Annotated in this window: 12 protein-coding genes; 1 reads left to right on the forward strand and 11 read right to left on the reverse strand. The window is 35.8% G+C overall.

The window, feature by feature from the left end:
• Positions 1 to 2 precede the first annotated feature (2 nt).
• From JZO69_RS15605 to pepV, 6 genes are all read right to left on the reverse strand, one after another.
• A complete protein-coding gene (locus JZO69_RS15605) occupies positions 3 to 2,243 on the reverse strand; it encodes a DGQHR domain-containing protein (RefSeq protein WP_207113747.1) in 2,241 nt (746 codons plus the stop codon).
• 4 nt (positions 2,244 to 2,247) lie between these two features.
• Complete coding sequence (locus JZO69_RS15610; RefSeq protein WP_207113748.1) at positions 2,248 to 3,081, reverse strand: DNA adenine methylase; 834 nt, start codon at positions 3,079 to 3,081, stop codon at positions 2,248 to 2,250.
• 1,470 nt (positions 3,082 to 4,551) lie between these two features.
• The gene (locus JZO69_RS15615; protein WP_207113749.1) at positions 4,552 to 6,069 is read right to left on the reverse strand and encodes an ABC transporter permease/substrate-binding protein; all 1,518 of its coding nucleotides are present in this window, start codon (positions 6,067 to 6,069) and stop codon (positions 4,552 to 4,554) included.
• Position 6,070: 1 nt separating this feature from the next.
• Positions 6,071 to 7,024 carry an ABC transporter ATP-binding protein gene (locus JZO69_RS15620; protein WP_207113750.1) on the reverse strand — a complete coding sequence of 318 codons (954 nt, stop codon included), beginning with the start codon at positions 7,022 to 7,024 and terminating at the stop codon, positions 6,071 to 6,073.
• A 192-nt stretch (positions 7,025 to 7,216) separates the two neighbouring features.
• Positions 7,217 to 11,434: a WxL domain-containing protein gene (locus tag JZO69_RS15625; protein ID WP_207113751.1), complete on the reverse strand. Its 4,218-nt coding sequence runs from the start codon at positions 11,432 to 11,434 to the stop codon at positions 7,217 to 7,219.
• 413 nt (positions 11,435 to 11,847) lie between these two features.
• Positions 11,848 to 13,263: a dipeptidase PepV gene (pepV, locus tag JZO69_RS15630; RefSeq protein ID WP_207113752.1), complete on the reverse strand. Its 1,416-nt coding sequence runs from the start codon at positions 13,261 to 13,263 to the stop codon at positions 11,848 to 11,850.
• Positions 13,264 to 13,414: 151 nt separating this feature from the next.
• On the opposite strand from pepV, the gene JZO69_RS15635 reads away from it, so the two are divergent.
• Complete coding sequence (locus JZO69_RS15635; RefSeq protein WP_207113753.1) at positions 13,415 to 14,266, forward strand: NAD(P)H-hydrate dehydratase; 852 nt, start codon at positions 13,415 to 13,417, stop codon at positions 14,264 to 14,266.
• Positions 14,267 to 14,269: 3 nt separating this feature from the next.
• On the opposite strand, the gene JZO69_RS15640 is transcribed toward JZO69_RS15635, so the two are convergent.
• From JZO69_RS15640 to JZO69_RS15660, 5 genes are all read right to left on the reverse strand, one after another.
• A complete protein-coding gene (locus JZO69_RS15640) occupies positions 14,270 to 14,920 on the reverse strand; it encodes a TetR family transcriptional regulator (protein WP_207113754.1) in 651 nt (216 codons plus the stop codon).
• Positions 14,920 to 15,741 (reverse strand): DUF2705 family protein, encoded by an 822-nt coding sequence (locus tag JZO69_RS15645; protein ID WP_207113755.1) that lies wholly within the window; start codon positions 15,739 to 15,741, stop codon positions 14,920 to 14,922. Before JZO69_RS15645 ends, JZO69_RS15640 begins: the two co-directional genes overlap by 1 nt.
• Positions 15,738 to 16,625 carry an ABC transporter ATP-binding protein gene (locus JZO69_RS15650; protein WP_207113756.1) on the reverse strand — a complete coding sequence of 296 codons (888 nt, stop codon included), beginning with the start codon at positions 16,623 to 16,625 and terminating at the stop codon, positions 15,738 to 15,740. The genes JZO69_RS15645 and JZO69_RS15650 overlap by 4 nt, the downstream gene beginning before the upstream one ends.
• Positions 16,626 to 16,788: 163 nt before the next feature.
• Entirely contained in the window at positions 16,789 to 17,511 is a 723-nt protein-coding gene (locus tag JZO69_RS15655) for a pseudouridine synthase (RefSeq protein WP_207113757.1), read from the reverse strand.
• Between the two features lie 131 nt (positions 17,512 to 17,642).
• On the reverse strand, positions 17,643 to 19,292 hold the full coding sequence (locus JZO69_RS15660) for a putative polysaccharide biosynthesis protein (RefSeq protein WP_207113758.1): 1,650 nt from the start codon (positions 19,290 to 19,292) through the stop codon (positions 17,643 to 17,645).
• Positions 19,293 to 19,578: the final 286 nt, after the last annotated feature.

Raw genomic sequence — 19,578 nt, forward strand, 5'->3', positions numbered from 1 at the left:
ATTCATTTTATCAGCCAATTATGAATTTTTTCGGCAAACTTATACTCTTCTTCCTTCACACTGACATATACATGGGAATTTTCATTTCTTATACCTGATAATTTCACCATCCACTTTGTTTTATCTTCTTTTTTTCCACTTCTTCCCTTTTCTTCTGGTAATGTATATTTATTTGAGAATAGATCTTGCCAATTATTAAGTGCGATATCTCTAAAATGAATGAAATTTAGACACGTCCAAGGATCTACCGCTTTTTCTTGAGGTTGCCCATAATTTTTATCTGAAGCTAATTTATTTGCTTGATCATAAACAGTTTTAGGCAACTTATTAAACCAATCATCACCATATTTCTCTTGTAATTTCTCTTTAAAATCTTCACGCATATAAAGTTCTATCTCCCTTATATAGGAGTACGTAATTTCATTAAATCGCTTATCATTATCTTTCCAAAATGAGATCATTTCAGCTGGAGAAAACTCCGGAAACTCTCTGTGAAGCTCTTTTTGTAACGTTCTCCAATATAGCTTCTTCCCATTACCTCCATATGTTTTTTTGATTTTAGTTCGCTCATCAAAGGATACATTTTTATAGAAGGAGATAATCACATCAAGATATATTTTCATCTTTTCTAATAATTCTTCAATTGAGATTTTTTTTATATCAATATTATCTTGTTCAGTTATGAAATTAACAATATCATTCATTACTTTTATTAAACTATAAATACCAGGGTTTGTTACTAAAAAATTTCTAGACTTTTCCGTTTCATTCCACTCGCCTTGTAATTTTTGTTCAATATAATAAAAATTTTCCTTTAAAAACTTCATAACAATAACTTCTGTTTCTTCGTTAGTGCCAGTATCCAGTGTTCCTTGCACCAATAAATCATTACTTTTTTTAGAATACATATCAAAAAAGTCACTTTGATCTAGCGCTTGCTGAATAGTATCTAAAGTGATGTTACATCTTTCAGTCGTTGGATTTTCTCCAACAATGATCCTTTGTAGTAACGGAGAGTCTAAATCTTCTGCTAGATTTTGGGCAATTTGAGATTTTAGAGCAATTTGTCTTTCAAAAAAATATTTTGATGCTCCTAGTATATCAGCATTTAGAGTTGTTCTTAAATTTTTAGGAACAGCTTTTTGATTTTCATTTATCTCCATAAATAGTTTTACTTGCTGATATTTTTCTAAATTTATAAAAGCAACAACAGGGATTGAATTTGTTTGTGCATATTTTGAATTCGCATAACCATAAAGTCTATGTTGCCCGTCAATAATATAGGCTGACCTATATACTTTAGGTAGATGAAGAACCCCGATTCTCGAAAGAGCATTTTCTACCTGTCGTTCTGAATAATCAAAATTTATTTTTTTCGCTTCAATATTTATTATAAGAGAATTGGGAAAGAATCCACCATTTTCTACAAAAGACTGTATAGAAGTTAGTCTATTTTTCTTAATAATCCTTTGATAGGTTGGCATCATTCCCTTATTTGCATTATTTCTATGTAATACATAACCTACCTTTAAAAGTTTTTCTGGTTCAATTGAAAAAGAGTAATATTTATACCCTCCCATTTCGCCTTCAATAGCTGGTATTCTATTATCCATTTCAGGTATTTTTTGTCCGGAAAATAAATATCCTAATAATTGAAAACGTGATACACTTCCTAAATGATTGGCCAAATCCTCGTAATACTTCACGTTTTCTTCATTAAAATGAATTATTTTACCATCCATAAGCGATGCAGATCTGTCAGTCAATAAATAATTTTTTGTTATAAGTATTATTGAATGTTTTCTTTTCTTACCATCAGGGAAATTTCTTGCATATTTGATGCAGTTTTCTCTATTGTTAACAATGCTTTCAATATCAGTCAACAGATCGTCTCTTACTTGAATCTGATCTGAAAAACGACAAAATGCAAATATAACAGTTTCATCATCGATAGCTACAATATCCACCTGAGAGGAACCAATTTCAACTTGATTCGAATTCATTTTTTCAAACCCTAAATTACTGAACAAATTCCAACAAGTATTTACAAATAGTTCTTTTTCAGATTTATTTTTCTTTATTCTGACAACCGATTTATATTCTTTTTCAACTTCCCACCCACTCTTTAAATATTCATCCAGATCGTTATGTTTTACACTCAAATAATCATACTCTTTAGTTACAAGTTTTTTCTTTGAAGCAAGCTCTTTGCCATCAATAATAACATCATAATTTTCATTCATTAGATTATCCCCCTGTAATATTAGTAAAAACGAATTCTTTTATTTTTCCTCTTTTCGCATTCTTTCCTCCAATTAAATTTGCTCGAGATAAGTCATATCGAATGTCCCCGTCTTTTTCGAAAATTTCAATTATTTTTTCATGAGCTGCATTAGTTAAAACATAATATGCTCCGATCTCTTTTATATAATCTATGAATTCACTTAATCTATGTTGATCATATAAAGAAAAAAGATGTTGATTATATTTAATGAAACCATTCTCATTATGCGAAACTGTGTACGGCGGATCTAAAATGACTAGATCTCCTTCTCGTATTCTCTCTTTGCTATCATAAAAGTCACCATAAGTGATACTCACATTCTTTAATCTCTCACTTACTAAATACAAATTATCTTCTTCAATGTTATAATTTTCTCTAAAACCAAAAGGAACGTTATATTTCCCCTTATTATTCACACGATAAATTCCGTTAAAAGAAGTTTTATTCAAGTAAATAAATCTCGCCGCTCTCAATACAGGATCGGAAATTTCCTTATTTCTCATGTCATAATAGAATTCTTCATTATTTTTATACATTTTTAATTGATTGATTATTTCATTCGGTTCCTTTTGAATGAACGTATAGGCATTAATCAAATCCTCATTTAAATCTGATAAATATACTTCATTATCGGGATTTATTGAAAAAAATAGCGAGCCGCCACCTAAAAAAGGCTCATAGTAATTATTGTACTCTTTATCTTTCAAAATATCTTGTAAATGTTTGACTAACCATTTTTTGCCTCCAGCCCATCTCAAAAAAGGCTTAGGATTCTTGCTTGATTCTAAATAAGTCATAACTCTTCCCATCCAATCAATAACTTCATCTCTTATTCAAAATATTAATTAATAAAAAAATTACCATTAAATAGTATATTATTGACTTAATCATTTAATATCTATTTAAAACTAAAAAGAAATCCAATAACTATAAACTTTTATCTATGCTAATTCTTTCGTTAACTATTCAATACATCCATTATAACAAATAAACAAAAAGTTGTATATTGCAATCAAATGAATCGATCAAACATACTCTTAATAATTTTTTTCACACAAACTTACATTCCCCCATTGACTCTCCACCCCACTTAAATTAAAATAGAATGGGATAGAACGAAAAAAAATCTAGCCAAACGAACTTCGTTCAGCTAGACAAAATAAAAAGGCACTCTGCAGGAAGATTGGTCGTCCTCCCACAGAGCCTTATACAATCAGACGACACTGAATGTACAAGTTGCCCTAGTCAATTTTCATTGACTGTTTTTATTTTACTCAATATTTCATGAAATTACTAGTGTTTTTTCTGATGTTCTGAGTTTAACGACAAAAACAGGTCAATGCTTCTTAATTGTACTTAGCGCGGTATTGGCAGGTGTCCAATACCGTTTTTTTTCGTTCTATTTTACGGTTGCGCAACTCTTTTTTTAGATTTGAACAATCGTTTTCGAGGAAGTTACCGCAAATCTTACTTCTCTCACCATGCGTTACTGCTGTAATGATCTGTTGATTTTGTGCTAACTTTTGACGGAGCAAGCCTTTTTTATGACAGATCATTGGAGCCATGATAGTAACGAGGAAACAGCCGACACCTCAAAATAGTAAGCGGTCACTTACTATTTTGAAGCCAAAAAAAATCAGCACGAACTGATTAATCAAGTTGCCCAGGTCAATAATGCGTATAGTAAGAAAGAATGCTATCTACTAGAATACGTAGCATTCGATCAAATAAACATTCTTCACGGCTGACTGTTTGCTCGTTACTATTTTGTAAAATATTTAATACACTATCGATACAATCTTTGATATACTATAACTAGTTGAATAACGGCTGAAGCTCTGAAAAAGGAGTTGATGCCATAAAGATATGTCTTTATCGCTTTTGTCCTGCTTTAATGCATTGGAAAAGCGGTCCTTGAAAGATTTGTTAAAAGATATCGCTTCGAAAATAGTCGTCACGCTTGTGGCTTACTATATTGTCGAAGGGATTAAACTTTTTATCACTTCTATTTTTGAGTAAAAAAAGACCACTATCTGACCCGCTAAAGTAAGATAGTGGCAATTCTTCTTATCGAGCTTTAGTCAATATTCAACTAAAGAGTCAGTGTTATCAGCACTGGCTTTTTTGTAATCGTGATTGAACTCGATTACCTTCTTGTTTATTATACCTTATAAAGCATACAAAAAACAACTTATGATAGTCAGAACAGATACAACAAGGAAGATAACGATTCATTTCCCTCGTTGTATCTGTTCATTTATCAATTACTATTTTTCCAACATCTTATGCTCCGCTAAATAATCATGCGCAACCGTCGCGGGATCTTTTTGTTCCACATTCACTTGATAATTCATCTCACTCATCTCTTCTTCCGTGATCTTACCAACCAAAGGCTGCAATAGTTCTTTTAACTCCGGATATTTCTCAAGCGTCTCAGCTTTCAGCAATGGCGCACCTTGATAGGGTGGAAATAGTTGTTTATTATCTTTTAAAATCACTAAATCGTATTGCTTCAACTCACTATCAGTCGAATACGCATCTACCACATTAACATCGCCATTATTGATTGCTTGGTAACGCAATGACGGTTCCATCGACTTCACATCTAAATTCAAGTTATACAATTTTTGCAATCCTTTATACCCATCTTCACGATCGATAAACTCAAGTGTAAAACCAGCTTTTAACTGACTTTCAACTTTTTTCAGATCTTCAATTGTTTTCAACCCATTCTCTTCTGCAAATGATCGTTTGACTGCTACTGCATACGTATTTTGATAACGCATTGGTTCAAGGTAATCCATATTTTCTTGTTTCTTGATTTGATCTCGTGCGTATTCGTACACTTCTCTTGGATCATTGGATGTGTTTTTGTTGTCCTTCAAAAATGTTTCAAGAACGGTTCCAGTAAATTCAGGATAAACATCGATTTCTCCAGATTTCAAAGCATTAAATAAGAAACTGGTTTTCCCAAAGTTTGATTTTAGATTTACGTGGATATCACTATTCGCTTCGATCAATTCTTTATACATGTTGATCAGAATATCCGGTTCTGCACCTAATTTTCCTGCAACCGTGATTTCTTTTTGTTCTGCTTCTTGATGAGTATAGACAAATGAACCCACTAATAAAGCAAGTAAGACCATAAATGCTGCTACGATGCGTTTCACTGTGGCTTTTTCCAACAAATGAATCCCAAAGTTAAACAAGACCGCCAAGACAGCAGAAGAAATTGCGCCGATCAAGATCAGGTAGACATTATTTCGGTCGATTCCTAGTAAGATGAATGTTCCGAGACCTCCTGCACCGATCAGTGCCGCAAGCGTTGCCGTTCCGATGATCATAACTGTCGCCGTACGAATTCCTGAAATGATATATGGTAAGGCTAATTGCAGTTCAAATTTGATTAGTTTTTCTCGTTTATTCATCCCAAAGGCTTCCGCCGCTTCTTCTAAGGAAGGATCGATTTCTGTCAGACCTGTATAGGTATTTTGCAAAATCGGAAATAGGGCATAAATCACTAACGCAACGATTGCTGGTGGACTTCCGATACCGATAACTGGAATCAATAGACCAAGTAGTGCTAATGAAGGAATTGTTTGAAAAATCCCAGTGATTTGCAGAACAAATTCAGCGACTTTTTTGTAATTCGTCAGTAGAATTGCTAACGGAATTGCGATAAGAATCGCAATCAATAATGACAATAACGATAGTTGGATATGCTCAACGACCGCTTGAATAAAGTCTTCTTTACGAGCAACGAATGTTTCGATCAGTTTTCCCATATTATTGATCACCTTTTTCTATCTTCGTCTCTAAGAAGCGTAAAATCGTTCGATCTGTGATTTCACCGATAGGTCCTTTCTCATCAACTAGTACAACCGTTTTTCCATCTACCAGTAAGCGAATCACCGTTGGTAGATCTGTACTTAGATTCACGGTTGTTTCACTATTTACTTGTCCATCTTCTATAAACCCAGATGCTAATAAGTCTTCCGCACAATAATTTTCCAAGTTGGCGTGTTCATTTTGGAAAAACTGTGCCACAAATTCATTAGCTGGGTGGCTTTTGATTGCTTCTGGTGTATCTGTTTGAACGATTTTCCCCTCTTTCATCACACAAATTCGATCGCCTAAAAGTAAGGCTTCATTCATATCATGGGTGACGAAAACAACGGTGCTAGCTAATTCTTTATGCAGTTCTTTGATTAATAGTTGCAATTGACCTTTAGAAATCGGATCTAGCGCACTAAACGGTTCATCCATTAAAATGATGTCAGGTTTAGCTGCAATCGCACGTAAAATTCCAATACGTTGTTGCTCCCCACCAGATAGTTCAGCTGGTTTTCGGTGAAGATAGTCTTCAGGTGATAAGCTAACTTTTCTTAGCAACTCTTCCGTTCTTTCACGTCGTTGGGCTTTGTTCCAATGTTTCATTTCGGGGATCAATTCGATATTTTCAGCAACTGTCAGATTTGGAAAAAGGGCGATTTGTTGGAGAACATAGCCGATCGTTAAGCGTAATTCTTTTAGATTATAATCAATTAGTCTGCGATCATTAAAATAAATATCACCATCCGTTGGTTCGATTAACCGATTGATCATTTTTAAAGTGGTAGTTTTACCGCTTCCACTTGGACCTACCAGTACAAAGAATTCACCATCTTCAATTGAGATATCGAAATCTTCTAATACTAACTGATCATTGTATCTTTTGGACACATTTTGAAAATTAATCATCTATTCACCTCATTTTTCTTGTATGCGTACACTATTTATCTTTAGATAATCTTTCACTATTTTTAAGTATGTTTATAAGTATACTTGAAAATATCCGATGTTTCTAACGACTTGTTTCTATTGTACAGAAAAAAACCTGACAACTGTCTGTCAGGTTTTGATTATTGTTCTAAAAATAGTTCATCAAATTGTTTAATTTGGTACATTCTGCAACGTCCAAGTCAATTTCCCTTGATATGCACCTTTATACGCACCACTTGGAACAGTCAGTTGAACACCTTTTTTCCTAGTAAGTCCTTCTTCGGTTGTTGCTTCTTCTGTAAAGGATTCGAATATGTTTATAAATCGGCCTTTGCCTTTACCTTGGGCTGCACTAAAGACAGATCCTGTTGCGCCTTCTTTAGTCACGGTCACCGAATGTCCAATTGCGTCTTTGGTTTCTACTCCGCCAGACTTTACTTTTTCAGTTGGAATATACAATTCCCAGCCTTTTAGTTCTTTCCCCTCAGTTGTTTGCAAGGGTGTTGTCATGGCTACTTTCACATTCCACCCCTTGGCAGTTCCAGACATATCTGCCACTTCAATTCCTGAACTATAGCCTTTTGTACCTTCCCATGGTTCAAGCGTTACTTTATCTAATTTGGATGCCCGCGTTGTCCCGATCGGCGCATTTGGGAATTTAAAGTCAGAAACGGCCCGAATCGTAAATTCATCTGTCTGCGGTTCTTTGTCTGAGATTAGTTCTTCTGTTGGGCCCATAAATTGATAAACGACAGCCTTTCCCTCGTTCATTATGATTACTTCTGGTTTCGGTTTTTTTAATAGATTGTATTCTTGTTTTTTTAATGTCTGAATCGCGCTTGTAATCTGCTCTTCCTTCGTTAAATCAACCGATTCATTTGGTTCTTTGAACATTGTCAACGTTTTATGAACCGCCCGACCATTTTCATCTTGGAATAGAACGCTTAAAGGCATGAGCTCACTCACATTAATTGTAGGTGCAGCTTCAAATAATGTATCATGAAAAGTCAATTTTTGGCTAGGGTTACTATTCCCTGTATCATTGTTCGTTATCGGTGGATTCACTATTCCTGCTTTTAGTGCTGACCCTTCATGGTCTCTAGCAAAGAGTTGAATTTCATCCCCTTTTTTTAACGTCATAGCTTCCAGAGACAGCTCAAAGTTCCCCATTTCATCAACAACTACACTAGATGTATCCAGAGGTTGTCCGTTTAATGTAGCCGTAATTTCTACCGTTCTATCTTCCACATGCCCTTTGATACTTGTGGCTTGATTGTTAATCGCATTACTTTCGACCGTAACAGGCTTTGGAGGTATGATTTGGAATGGTTCGACTGTTTTTGTCAAAATTTGATTATCAAATCCTGGCGTTAATTCCCCACTTGTTAAGTTTACTTTTGTAATGGTAACTTTATCTCCAACTTCAAAATATTTCCCTGTATCAATTTCAAAAAGTCCTCCTTGAGGTTTCTCTCCATAAATACTAATACCAGGTTTCGCTTTACTATCCCCTACTGATTTCACTTTTTCATAAATTTCTTTTTCTCCGCTTGCTCTCTGTACTTCTACAGTAGCTTCTACTTCATTATCCCATGCTGGTCGTGTTCGATTCAGTCCTACTGGTACACTCAATCGACCATGAATTTTTTTGTCCGCAGTCGTTGGCACCCGAAGGACATCTGCCACAGCCCAGCGAGCGTTATTACTACTTAATCGAGTATAGTTCGTTAATCCTTGTGTGCCAATTGTATTGGTATTGAAATCACCTGGTCTATTCGTCGTACCAAGCGTGTCAAAGTTAGAGCCTTTGAACGCATAATTTAAATCAATAAAATTTAAGTCCGGATCTTGCTCTACGCCAGTTCCTTTCTTCCATAAAGATAAGTCACTCTTAGTAGCCGTTAATGTTGAGCTACTATTCACTGTGAAAATATTCCCACCATTTCCTCGAGTATTCGTAAAGTCCATGAATAATGGTTTATCAAATACAACATCTAATCGATCCGATGTTCTAAAAATTCCTGTATTTGTCGTAGCGGTCTTCCCTCTAGCTTCAAAGTAACCACCATTTGAAGCAGTAATCAAGCCTGGTTGATCATGCATATCAATTGCTGGACCTGAATTAGCAGCAATTCTTACTTCTGAACCTTGTCCAGTTACATTAAATTCATTTCTATCTCCTGTTATATCAGAGGCCTTTATATAGTGAACCCCTTGATTTCCTACCGCGTCTCCACCATCATTAGGAGTGCCGTTTCCAGGATTATTTATCGTGAACTTCCCATTATTTTTTACATTCACTTGGTTTCCATGACCAAACAATCTAACCCCAGCAGCGCTTCCACCGCTTTTTTCAATGTTCATTTCCGCATTATCAATATTAAATAGATAATGACCATTTTGCCTGCTTTCATATCCACTTCTCATAAATCTTAAGGTTGCATTTGCATTGTTAACATAGCCATCGGTAGGCCCTGACTTAAGGTTTATCTTGGCACCAGAAGATAAATTAAATACGCCATAGCTTGACTGCATAACCATTGCACTTGATAAATTCGATATCAAATTTACTACTGCCTGATCCTCTACCGTAATAGTTGCATCTTTAGATAGGCTGTCTACATCAGGATTTCCTAAGTAAATCGTACCCGCTCCATCTACAAATCTTTGACGATTGCTTTCAGATACAAACAATGTTCCCACTCCAGAAACAGTTAACTGCGGCTGATTCCCAAGCAAGCGGATACTATCTGTATCGCCAACTTTACTGTTCATTTTTGATCCGCCAGTGACTGATAATTTAGCACCCGTTCCATCCAGTTGAATGGTTGGAGAGGTTAATCCATTCAACTTCACAGAGCTATTCTTTTCTATCATCATATTTGGTGCATTTCCAACCATATGAATTCCACCAGCTGCCATACTCCAAGTTTGTGAGGTGCTTTCCTGATTAAATTCACTTTCAGATACAGTAAACTGGGTATTACTTCCTTTCATCCACAAAGAACTTATTCCTGAATTTTTTAAAGTAGTCTTACTCCCTGTTGTCACATTCACCGTTGGAAGAGTGCCTTCTAAATAAACATTTGATCCAGCATCCCCTCCATTACGTTGCATATTCAACTCACTAGAACTGGTTACATTAATTGCCGTTTTATGTGTAGATAAAGTACCCTTTCCATACATGTTGATACTTGATCCTGCTGTTTTGGTATTATGTTGAACATTGATTCTACTATTCTGCGAAACATTAATTTGAGGTGACACTGCAGTAACATCTATTACTTTTTCTCCAGCCCCTTCAAAATCTATTTGACTTCCTCCAGTCGCCTTAATTGTTGTATCCTTTCCGTTTCCTACAACAACATTAGACCCAAGTTTTGTTTTCACATTCAGCTTTGACTTATTCGTAGCACTAACGGCTGTACCGTATACTTCTCCAGGAAGATTGATCCCCATACGACTACCTGTTCCAGAAATAGATATTTCACCAGCTCCAGTCACATATAAACCACTGGAATAGGTGGGATTAGTATCAAAGTCTACAACAGGCACAGAAGTTGACGCATCTGATGCTAAAGCATTGACTTCTAGAGAGGATTGAGTATTTACATCGATATATCTCAGTCCTGTTAGAGGTGATTTAGGTGTATCACTTTGTTTTGTATTAATAATCATCTTTGAATTTTCTGTGATGTTCAAATCATATGGCATTGCGTAAGTATCTGTAACTTTTTTTATTATTGTAATGTCAGGCTGCTCTATATAAACTTCTGCACCACCTTTAAGTGTCATACTCGTCTGTGCAAATAAATAAGGTTTAGCTCTGGTAGACTTAAATTCATTCTTTCCACCAGTAAAAACAACATGTGAAGAACCTAAATTCGTGATGCTCCCCTTATTATTTGCTGCCTCACTTACATTTTCCATTTCCATATAACTTTTAGCAAGAGAAGAAGGATAAGCAGCATACTCAAACATTGCCCCTTCAAGACTATAACCTACTCTCATATTTTCCAATCTAAAGGTATGCTTCCCATATCTTACCTCCCAAGTGTGGCCTGTCATTTGTAAAGTAAAACCATTTCCTCTAATGACCAGATCTCTACGTATCTCTTTAGGTTTAACAGTGAAACCCATGGTTATATTATTTAGCATTTCGATTTGTGACACCTTATCATTGTTTACAGCATCTCTCATTTCCTCTCCGGTAGAAACTTTCCTAGTTTCACCTTCAAGTGTTGCTCTACTTGTTCCTGTACTTCTATGTATTTGTGTCTGCTGCTCAGGTTCATCTTCAGCTTTGATACTTGTATTATTCAAATGAAAATAACCTATCGTCGCTATTCCTACAAGGAAGACACTTAAAATTCGAAAAAATTTTTTCATTAATTTTGCACATCCTTCTTTCTTTTAACTATTTAGTGGGGAGATAGAAAAAATCCAACATTCTCTCATACGACTTTTTAGAAACGTTTCTTATTTTTAACCATCTCAACTTCTATAAGTCAAGATATCATTATTCATGATACCTTGATTTCTAAATATAAAAAACAACAAGTAAGCGGTTTCAAGAGACATATAGATGCGTGACCTTTATCATTTTTATGAGGTTATCGCTTTAACAGTTTTTCGCCCAAAGTTCAAAAAAATGACCATCGGCTGAAGATTTTCGTTCTTTAAACCAAAAATAAGGTAGAATATCACTAGTTTCGTTAGCGATATTCTACCTTATTTTTAATGTAATCAATTTTACTTATAAAGATTAATTGAAAAATAGTTCAGACAATCTTTGATGTTTACTATTTAGCCAAACGATAAATCGCATCCGCGTAAATTGCTGTTGCACGGAATAAATCATCCAATGCCATAAATTCATTTGCTTGATGCATTGTATCTGTATAGCCTGGGAACATTGCGCCGTAAGCCACACCACGTTTTAGTAAACGTCCGTAAGTTCCGCCGCCGATGATTTGTTCATGACCTTTTTGACCAGTATGATCTTCGTAAACTTGTAATAATGTTTCAACCAATGGATCATCCGCTGGAACATAATGTGGTTCTTGGTTGCGTCCACCTTGAACGATTTCTGCACCGATAGCGCCTGCTGTTGCTTTTACGCCAGCTTCTAAATCTGCTGCTGTTGTTCCTTTAGGGTAACGGAAATTCAAGCTCATAAAGTTGCCTTCTTCAGCATCTTTGTTGAAGACGAATAAGCCAGCATTCATTGTTAATTTACCCATTTTAGCATCTTCGAAGGCTACGCCTAATTTTTCACCATAAAAATCTTCGTGAACAAGTGTTGCTGCAACTTGGATAAATTCTTTGGCTGCACCGGCAAATCCATAGCTGTTTAAGAATAAAGCTAAGAATGTTGCTGCATTGATCCCAGATTGTGGGCTAGCACCATGTGCGCCTTTACCAATAACTTTGATCGTAACTGTTGTGCCATTTGCTTCTAACTCACCAGAAATTGGTTCTTCATCGACAAAAACGTTAAATGCGCCTTGCATTTTTTCAGCAGCTTCGGCAGTTGGAACAGTGATCACAGCAGTCGCTGTACCTGGAACCATATTTTCACGTAGGCCTGCATTGAAGCTCTCTAAAACATATTCGCCTTCGCTTGATCCGCCAAAACGCGCGTATAAAGATACGTTCCCTTTTTCACCATTGATGATTGGAAATTCTGCATCTGGAGAGAAACCAAAATCAGGTGTTTCTTCATGTTTGAAGTAATAATCCATGTCTCCCCAGCCGCTTTCTTCGTCACTACCAACGACAAAACGAACTTTTTTAGACAATGGTAACTCTAAGTCTTTGATGATTCGTAATGCATAATAAGCCGCCATACTTGGGCCTTTATCATCGCTTGAGCCACGGGCAAAGATTTTACCGTCTTTGATGACAGGTTCATACGGATCTGTATCCCAGCCATCACCAGCAGGTACAACGTCCATATGTCCGAAAATCCCTAATGTTTCATCTCCTTCACCGTATTCGATGTGTCCAGCATAGTTATCAACGTTTTTCACAACGAAACCATCGCGCTCGCCATACGCTAACATATGTTTTAAGCCCGCTACAGGTCCTGGTCCAAATGGTGCCTCTGGTGTTACTTTAGAGTCATCACGCTCACTGTTGATGCGTAATAAATTTTGTAAATCTTCTAATAGCGCATCTTTACGTGCATCTACTTCTTTTTGCCAATCAATTGTCATTTTTTAGTCACTCCAATTCATTATTCTACCTTCCCATCATACCACTAACTGGCTTAAAAGAAAAAGGCGGGAACAGTTTTTTCCGTAATATTTTGCTCTTCATTCGAAACAGATTTATACTAAGGATAAATCATTAAAGGAGGAGACCTCGATGAAAGAATTATCACAAGAAAATTTAACTGCTGTGATTCAATCTCGTCCACAAATTTCTCATAAAGGAACCTTTGGACGAGCTGTATTGATTGGCGGAAATGAAACATACGGTGGCGCAATCATCATGAGTGCAGAAGCTTGTGTTAAAGCGGGTTGCGGCTTAACATCTGTTATTACCGCAGAGAAAAATCATACAGCGTTGCATGCTCGTTTACCTGAGGCGATGGTGCTTGATTGGACAGACACACAAGAATTCAGTGATTTAATCGATACAGCGGATGTGATTTTGGTCGGACCAGGTTTAGGTTTAGATACTCATAGTCAGCAAGTTTTAGAAATAGTTTTGCGAAAACAAAAACCTGAACAATGGTTCGTAATTGACGGATCTGCCATTACGTTATTTGCTCAAAATCATTATGCTTTGAACTATCCAAAACAAGTGGTGTTCACACCTCATCAAATGGAGTGGGAACGACTAAGTGGACTTACAATCGCTAACCAAACAATTGAAAATAATCAATCCGCACAAAAGCAAATAAATACAAGTATCGTCTTAAAAAGCCATCAAACAGAAATTTATACTGCCTCTTCACAATACAGAAACCCACTAGGAACTCCCGCTATGGCGACTGGCGGAATGGGCGATACACTTGCTGGAATGATTACGGGCTTTCTGGCTCAGTTTCAAAATAAAGAAGCAGCTCTTTGCGCTGCTGTTTATCTCCACAGCTTGATTGGAGAAGAATTAGGAAAAGAAAATTACGTCGTCTTACCAACTGAAATCAGTAAGAATTTACCCCATTACTTGAAGCGATTTGAGCGTTTAAATAATAAAACAGAGGAAAAATGACGTTCACTTTTCCTCTGCTTTATTTTCTAGAAACCCTGTTTGTAAAATATCCATATAAAGTTCTGCCCGCTCTGCTAAAAACTGCATTTGTTTGACCTCTGTTACTTCTGGATGAGCGTTTAAAAACTGCAAACTCTCCATAGAAATTTGATTAAATACCCCTAAGACTAATTGAACCACATCTTGCTGGGCAATTTCTTTTCTGATTGGTAGCTGCTCAATAATACCTGTCAAAAGTTGCTGCGCAATCGCCATATTTTCATCCACATATTGTGATAATTTTGCTTGGATTTCTTTAGGTAAATTCTGTTTTTGTGCATATGCTGTAATCAGTAAATGAAGATGATCCGGATAGGCTTTTTCTAATTTCATTTTAAGTCGAGTTGATGTAACCACGACTTCTACTAAGTCCGTATACTGCTTTGTAAATAATTCTTTAGACTGCGCACTTAAAAAATCAATCACATCACTGATTGTGCGTTCATACAACATTTGCTTTTTTCCAAAATAATGAAAAATCAAGCCTTTAGAAACGCCAGCCTCGCTCGCTATTTCATCTGTATTAGCTTTTTGATAGCCGTATTTCGAAAAATGCTTTAAAGCCGCTGTTAAAATCCGATCATATTTTTGTTGATCGATCTTGACTTCTTTCACTAGACTTTCAAATCCTTCCGTTGGTAAACCATGTATGTTCCACCTAAGAAAAACACAATCAAAACACTCAATAAACCGACATTTGCCACAGATAACCCTTTATCCAATAAATTACTTGGAATCCCCATATGTGTCGGAGAAATAGTCTTCGCCCAACTAAATGAATCATTCAAATCAGCAAAAATCCCAATCAAATAAAAGCCAAAAACAATGCCTAAAGAAACACTGGTACTTTGCTTACTTGATTTTAAAAACGTTGAAACAAAAAAGCCAAGGGCTAAGAAAAACAACAAAATCAAACTTTCTTGGGTAAAAATCTTACTGATTTCTTTCGTGATTGTCGTAACCGAATCCGTTGATTGACGATATAACAATGTCGATCCTACAGAAACCCCAAATGAAAGTAGCCAAAAAGTAATTAAAATCAAGAAATTCGCTAGAAATTTACTCGTCACGATCCCAATACGCGTTACTGGTTGAGCATATAAAAACTCAATCGTCCCATCTGTTTCTTCTTTGATCAACGCCTGACTTCCCAGCATCATAGCATAAATAGAAGCCGCTAAAAACATATATTGAAAATAATAAGCAAAGAAGCCCGCTGCAACTAAAAAACTTGATTGCCCATTCACACTGATGTTGAAGGTTTTTAATAACGCTGGCGACAATCCACTCAATTTAGCATCTAGAAGGTCTTTCATTGCTGAACTATGCATTTGAGGATAGACTGCACTAAATCCAAAAATAATCACAGCGAATAAAATAGTCCAAATAATCAGTCCTTTGATGAGTCCTTTACTTTCGATTTTAGCAGTGATCATTTTCCATCGCCTCCTTCATACAAAGCCATAAATTGATCTTCCAGTTCAGGATTAGTAACTGTAAAATCTTGAATTGAAGCATCCCCTAGCAAAGGTAAAACTTTATGTAAATCTCCCTCATAAAATAAGCGGGTTTCATTTCCCTGATGTTTTAAAATAGCCGCACCCATTTTTTCAAACAACGATAGCGGGATTTGATCTCCAACTAATGTGATTACTTTGCCTAATGATTTTTCTTTGGTAATATCTTGAACGGTGATAATCTTCCCTTCACGAATAAAAGCTGCCCGATGTGCATGCTGTTGGACTTCGTTTAAATCATGACTAGATAAAAAAATCGTCATCCCTTTTTTATTATACTTCTCCAACTCTTCAAATAAACGATGCTGCATCAGCGGGTCCAATCCGTTGGTGGGTTCATCTAATATCAACAATTCTGGATTAGGTAAAATTCCAGCGGTAATTGCTATTTTCTTTTTATTTCCCAGTGACAACTCTGACATTTTTTTCTTGGCATCAATAGCGAATAACTCTATAAAATAATCGATTTGTTGTTTGCTATTTTTTAGTTGATGAAACTCAGCTACATATTTAAGAACTTCCAATGTAGTCATGTTAGGATAAAAGCGGACATCACTTGATACATAACCTGTTCTTTTGCGAATTTCTTTCGCATCTTTGATACTATCTAAACCAAGTAAGGTAGCCGTTCCTTGATCTGGGTAAATGAAATTCAACATGGCTTTGATCGTTGTTGATTTCCCAGCGCCATTCGGTCCGATAAAACCATATATTTCGCCCTTTTCTACAGATAAATCTACTTGATCAATAGCAGGTTGTTTTTTATACAGTTTGGTTAACCCTTTAAGTTCAATGGCTTTCATTTTATTATTCCTCCTCATTGACTAATTAGTCAATAGAAGTATATACCTGTATTGACTAGCTAGTCAAAGAAAACACAAATAGACGTTGTTTTAACTCGTCGCAACAACATCTATTTGTACTTTTTAACATTCACAACTGATTATAAAATAGGTAAACATTCTTTTATTTATGCATTTTTAGCCCGTCAAGTTCTGCCTCAGTTAGAGCGCGATATTCCCCTAAAGCCAAGTCTTCATCCAGCCATAAATGACCCATTCGCAACCGTTTCAGATAGGTAACTTTTTTATCTACTGCTTCAAACATACGCTTTACTTGATGGAATTTTCCTTCTTGGATAATTAGGCATATCTCTGAAGTTTCATTTACTTCATCTACTGACTTGATCACTAGCTTACTTGGTTTGACCTGCTCTTTATTTGTTAAAGCAAAACCAGCAGCAAAATGAAGAATGTCTTCTTCTGTTACGATTCCTTGAACTTTAGCAAAGTATTCTTTGTCTACATGTTTTTTAGGAGACAATAATTGATGTGCAAGCTGCCCATCATTGGTCAATAATAGTAATCCCTCTGTATCCTTATCCAGACGACCAACTGGAAATAGATCTTCACGATAATCTTCATCTCGCAATAAATCTACTACTGTTTGATCCCATTTATCTTCGGTTGCGGAAATCACACCCTGGGGTTTGTGCAGCATATAATAATAATATTTTTGATAAGTTAGTTCTTCTCCAGCAAACTTAATAATATCTTGTGTTTCGTTGACCTGTGTTTTGCCATCTTTGACAACACGATCATTTACAGTTACTAAGTTTTTTTTCAATAGCTGTTTGGCTTCTTTTCGACTGCCAATTCCAGTTTCTGCAAGAAATTTATCTAAACGCATATGATTGATCCTCCTATTTTAAAAACTGAAAAATCGCTTTTAGCCTTGATATTAGGCATCACTGACACAGTGAGTTAGCTTATTTTCCTTAAGAAAATAGCGGAACATTGCGTCCCGCTATTTGATTCGTTCTATTTTATTTTCAACTTACGGCGAATTTTACCTACGCTTGCTCCTAGTAATTTATCCGCTAAGCGCAATTTTAATGTGATATAACCATAAACTGCTCCGCCAAATGCCGCTACGATCAAAATGATCACGAAGGATTGGAATTTGCGAGTTGGGTCTAAGAAAAGGTACAAGAATTGTCGCATCACGATTGCTGCGACCATCATGACTAACGTAATCAAGAAAATCAATAAGCTACGTCGTAACGTCAAACCAAAGTTAAAGTGACTGACTTTCTTGATTTTCCTCATGATCAACACACAAGATAAAGAAAATCCAATCATTGTCGCAACTAATGGACCATATACTTCAAACATACGAATACTTGGGTATTGAACAATTAATTTTAGTATTAAACCTAATGCGAAGTATTTGATTGCTGCTTCATTTTCATACATTCCCATCAACATCGTTGACGATAACATATACAGCCCCATAAATAGCCCGGCAAAACAAGCTTGGATCAAGACTGACACACCTAATGCATCGGGCGCGTAAAACATAGTATATAGTGGTTTTGCTAAAACGATCATTCCGAATGTCGCAGGTAGCATCACAAACATAAACAATTGTAAATTGTTACTGATCAATTTAGATAAATCTCGGTATTTTTTTAACGTAATCGCTTCTGTGATCAATGGCAATCCAGTAGCTGAAATAGACGTTGCCAAAGCAATCACAACCATCGTCAATTTGTCTGGATTCGCATTAAAAATCGCAAAAAGAGTACGTAGCTGACTACCAGAATAGGTTGTAAATGTATTCATAAAATTAGAAAATGTGAATTGATCCACTAATTTAAAGACCGTCACACCTGAACCGACAATGATAAATGGAATAGCTTCTTTTAATGTCTCTGTCAATAAATCACGAGTTGATGCTTCATGTTGATTAGCGCTGTGTGCTTCAAGATAGTCAAACATTGGTTTTTGTTTACGAATGTAGAAAAGCAACACAACTAAACTAGCTAACATTCCGATAAACGCCGCAAGTGTCGATTGCGTTACTGCATCAACGTAATCTCCATCGATAACTTTCATAATGATGAAAGCCGTCAGTAACATATAAAAAACACGGGCTACTTGTTCAACAATTTGGGATAACGCATAGGGCATCATGTCTTGATTCCCTTGGAAATACCCTCGCACAACACTCATACACGGGAAAATCAAAACAGCTAAGCTTAACGAACGCATCGTCGGAATCAATTCTTCCCCGCCGCCTGACCATTTGGCTAGAAGTGGTGAGGCAAGATACATGACGATTGCAAAGATAGCCCCTAGAATGGCCATTAATTGAAGTGCCTTATAAAATAATTGCCTACTAATCTTATATTCATTCAGTGAATTGTAATAAGAAGTTTGTTTAGCAATAGCTGCAGGAATCCCTGCTGTTGATATCAATAAAAAAAGAGCATAGACAGTATATCCCATTGAAGATAAACTATTTGCTTCATTAGCGTGCTCACCCATCCATGCATACCATGGGATGATATAGACTGCACCCAACAAACGAGAAATTATATTACTAGCTGTCATCCAAGCAGACCCTTTAACCATTTTCTCTTGGTTAGTCAAGATCGGTTGATCAGCAGGATTTGGTTGATTTATCATTTAACTCCTCCAACTTTCTTTGAACATGCTTCCTTTATTTTAATTGTTAAATCAAGTATATGCAACGACTTTCTTGAATAAATTAACTTATTTATATTTTCCTCACAAATTTTGTAGAAAAACGATGGTTTCCATTTTTTTATTATCTAAACATCAGATAAAAACTACATTCCTAATTATTTTGTTTTTGTTTATATTAAAAGAAGAAAGCACTAAATATCAATCACAATTCATATTTATTTTTATATTAAAGGGAAATATATTTATTATATGTTTGTTATTTTAA

Source organism: Candidatus Enterococcus ikei (assembly GCF_017316105.1).
Taxonomy (GTDB): domain Bacteria; phylum Bacillota; class Bacilli; order Lactobacillales; family Enterococcaceae; genus Enterococcus_L; species Enterococcus_L ikei.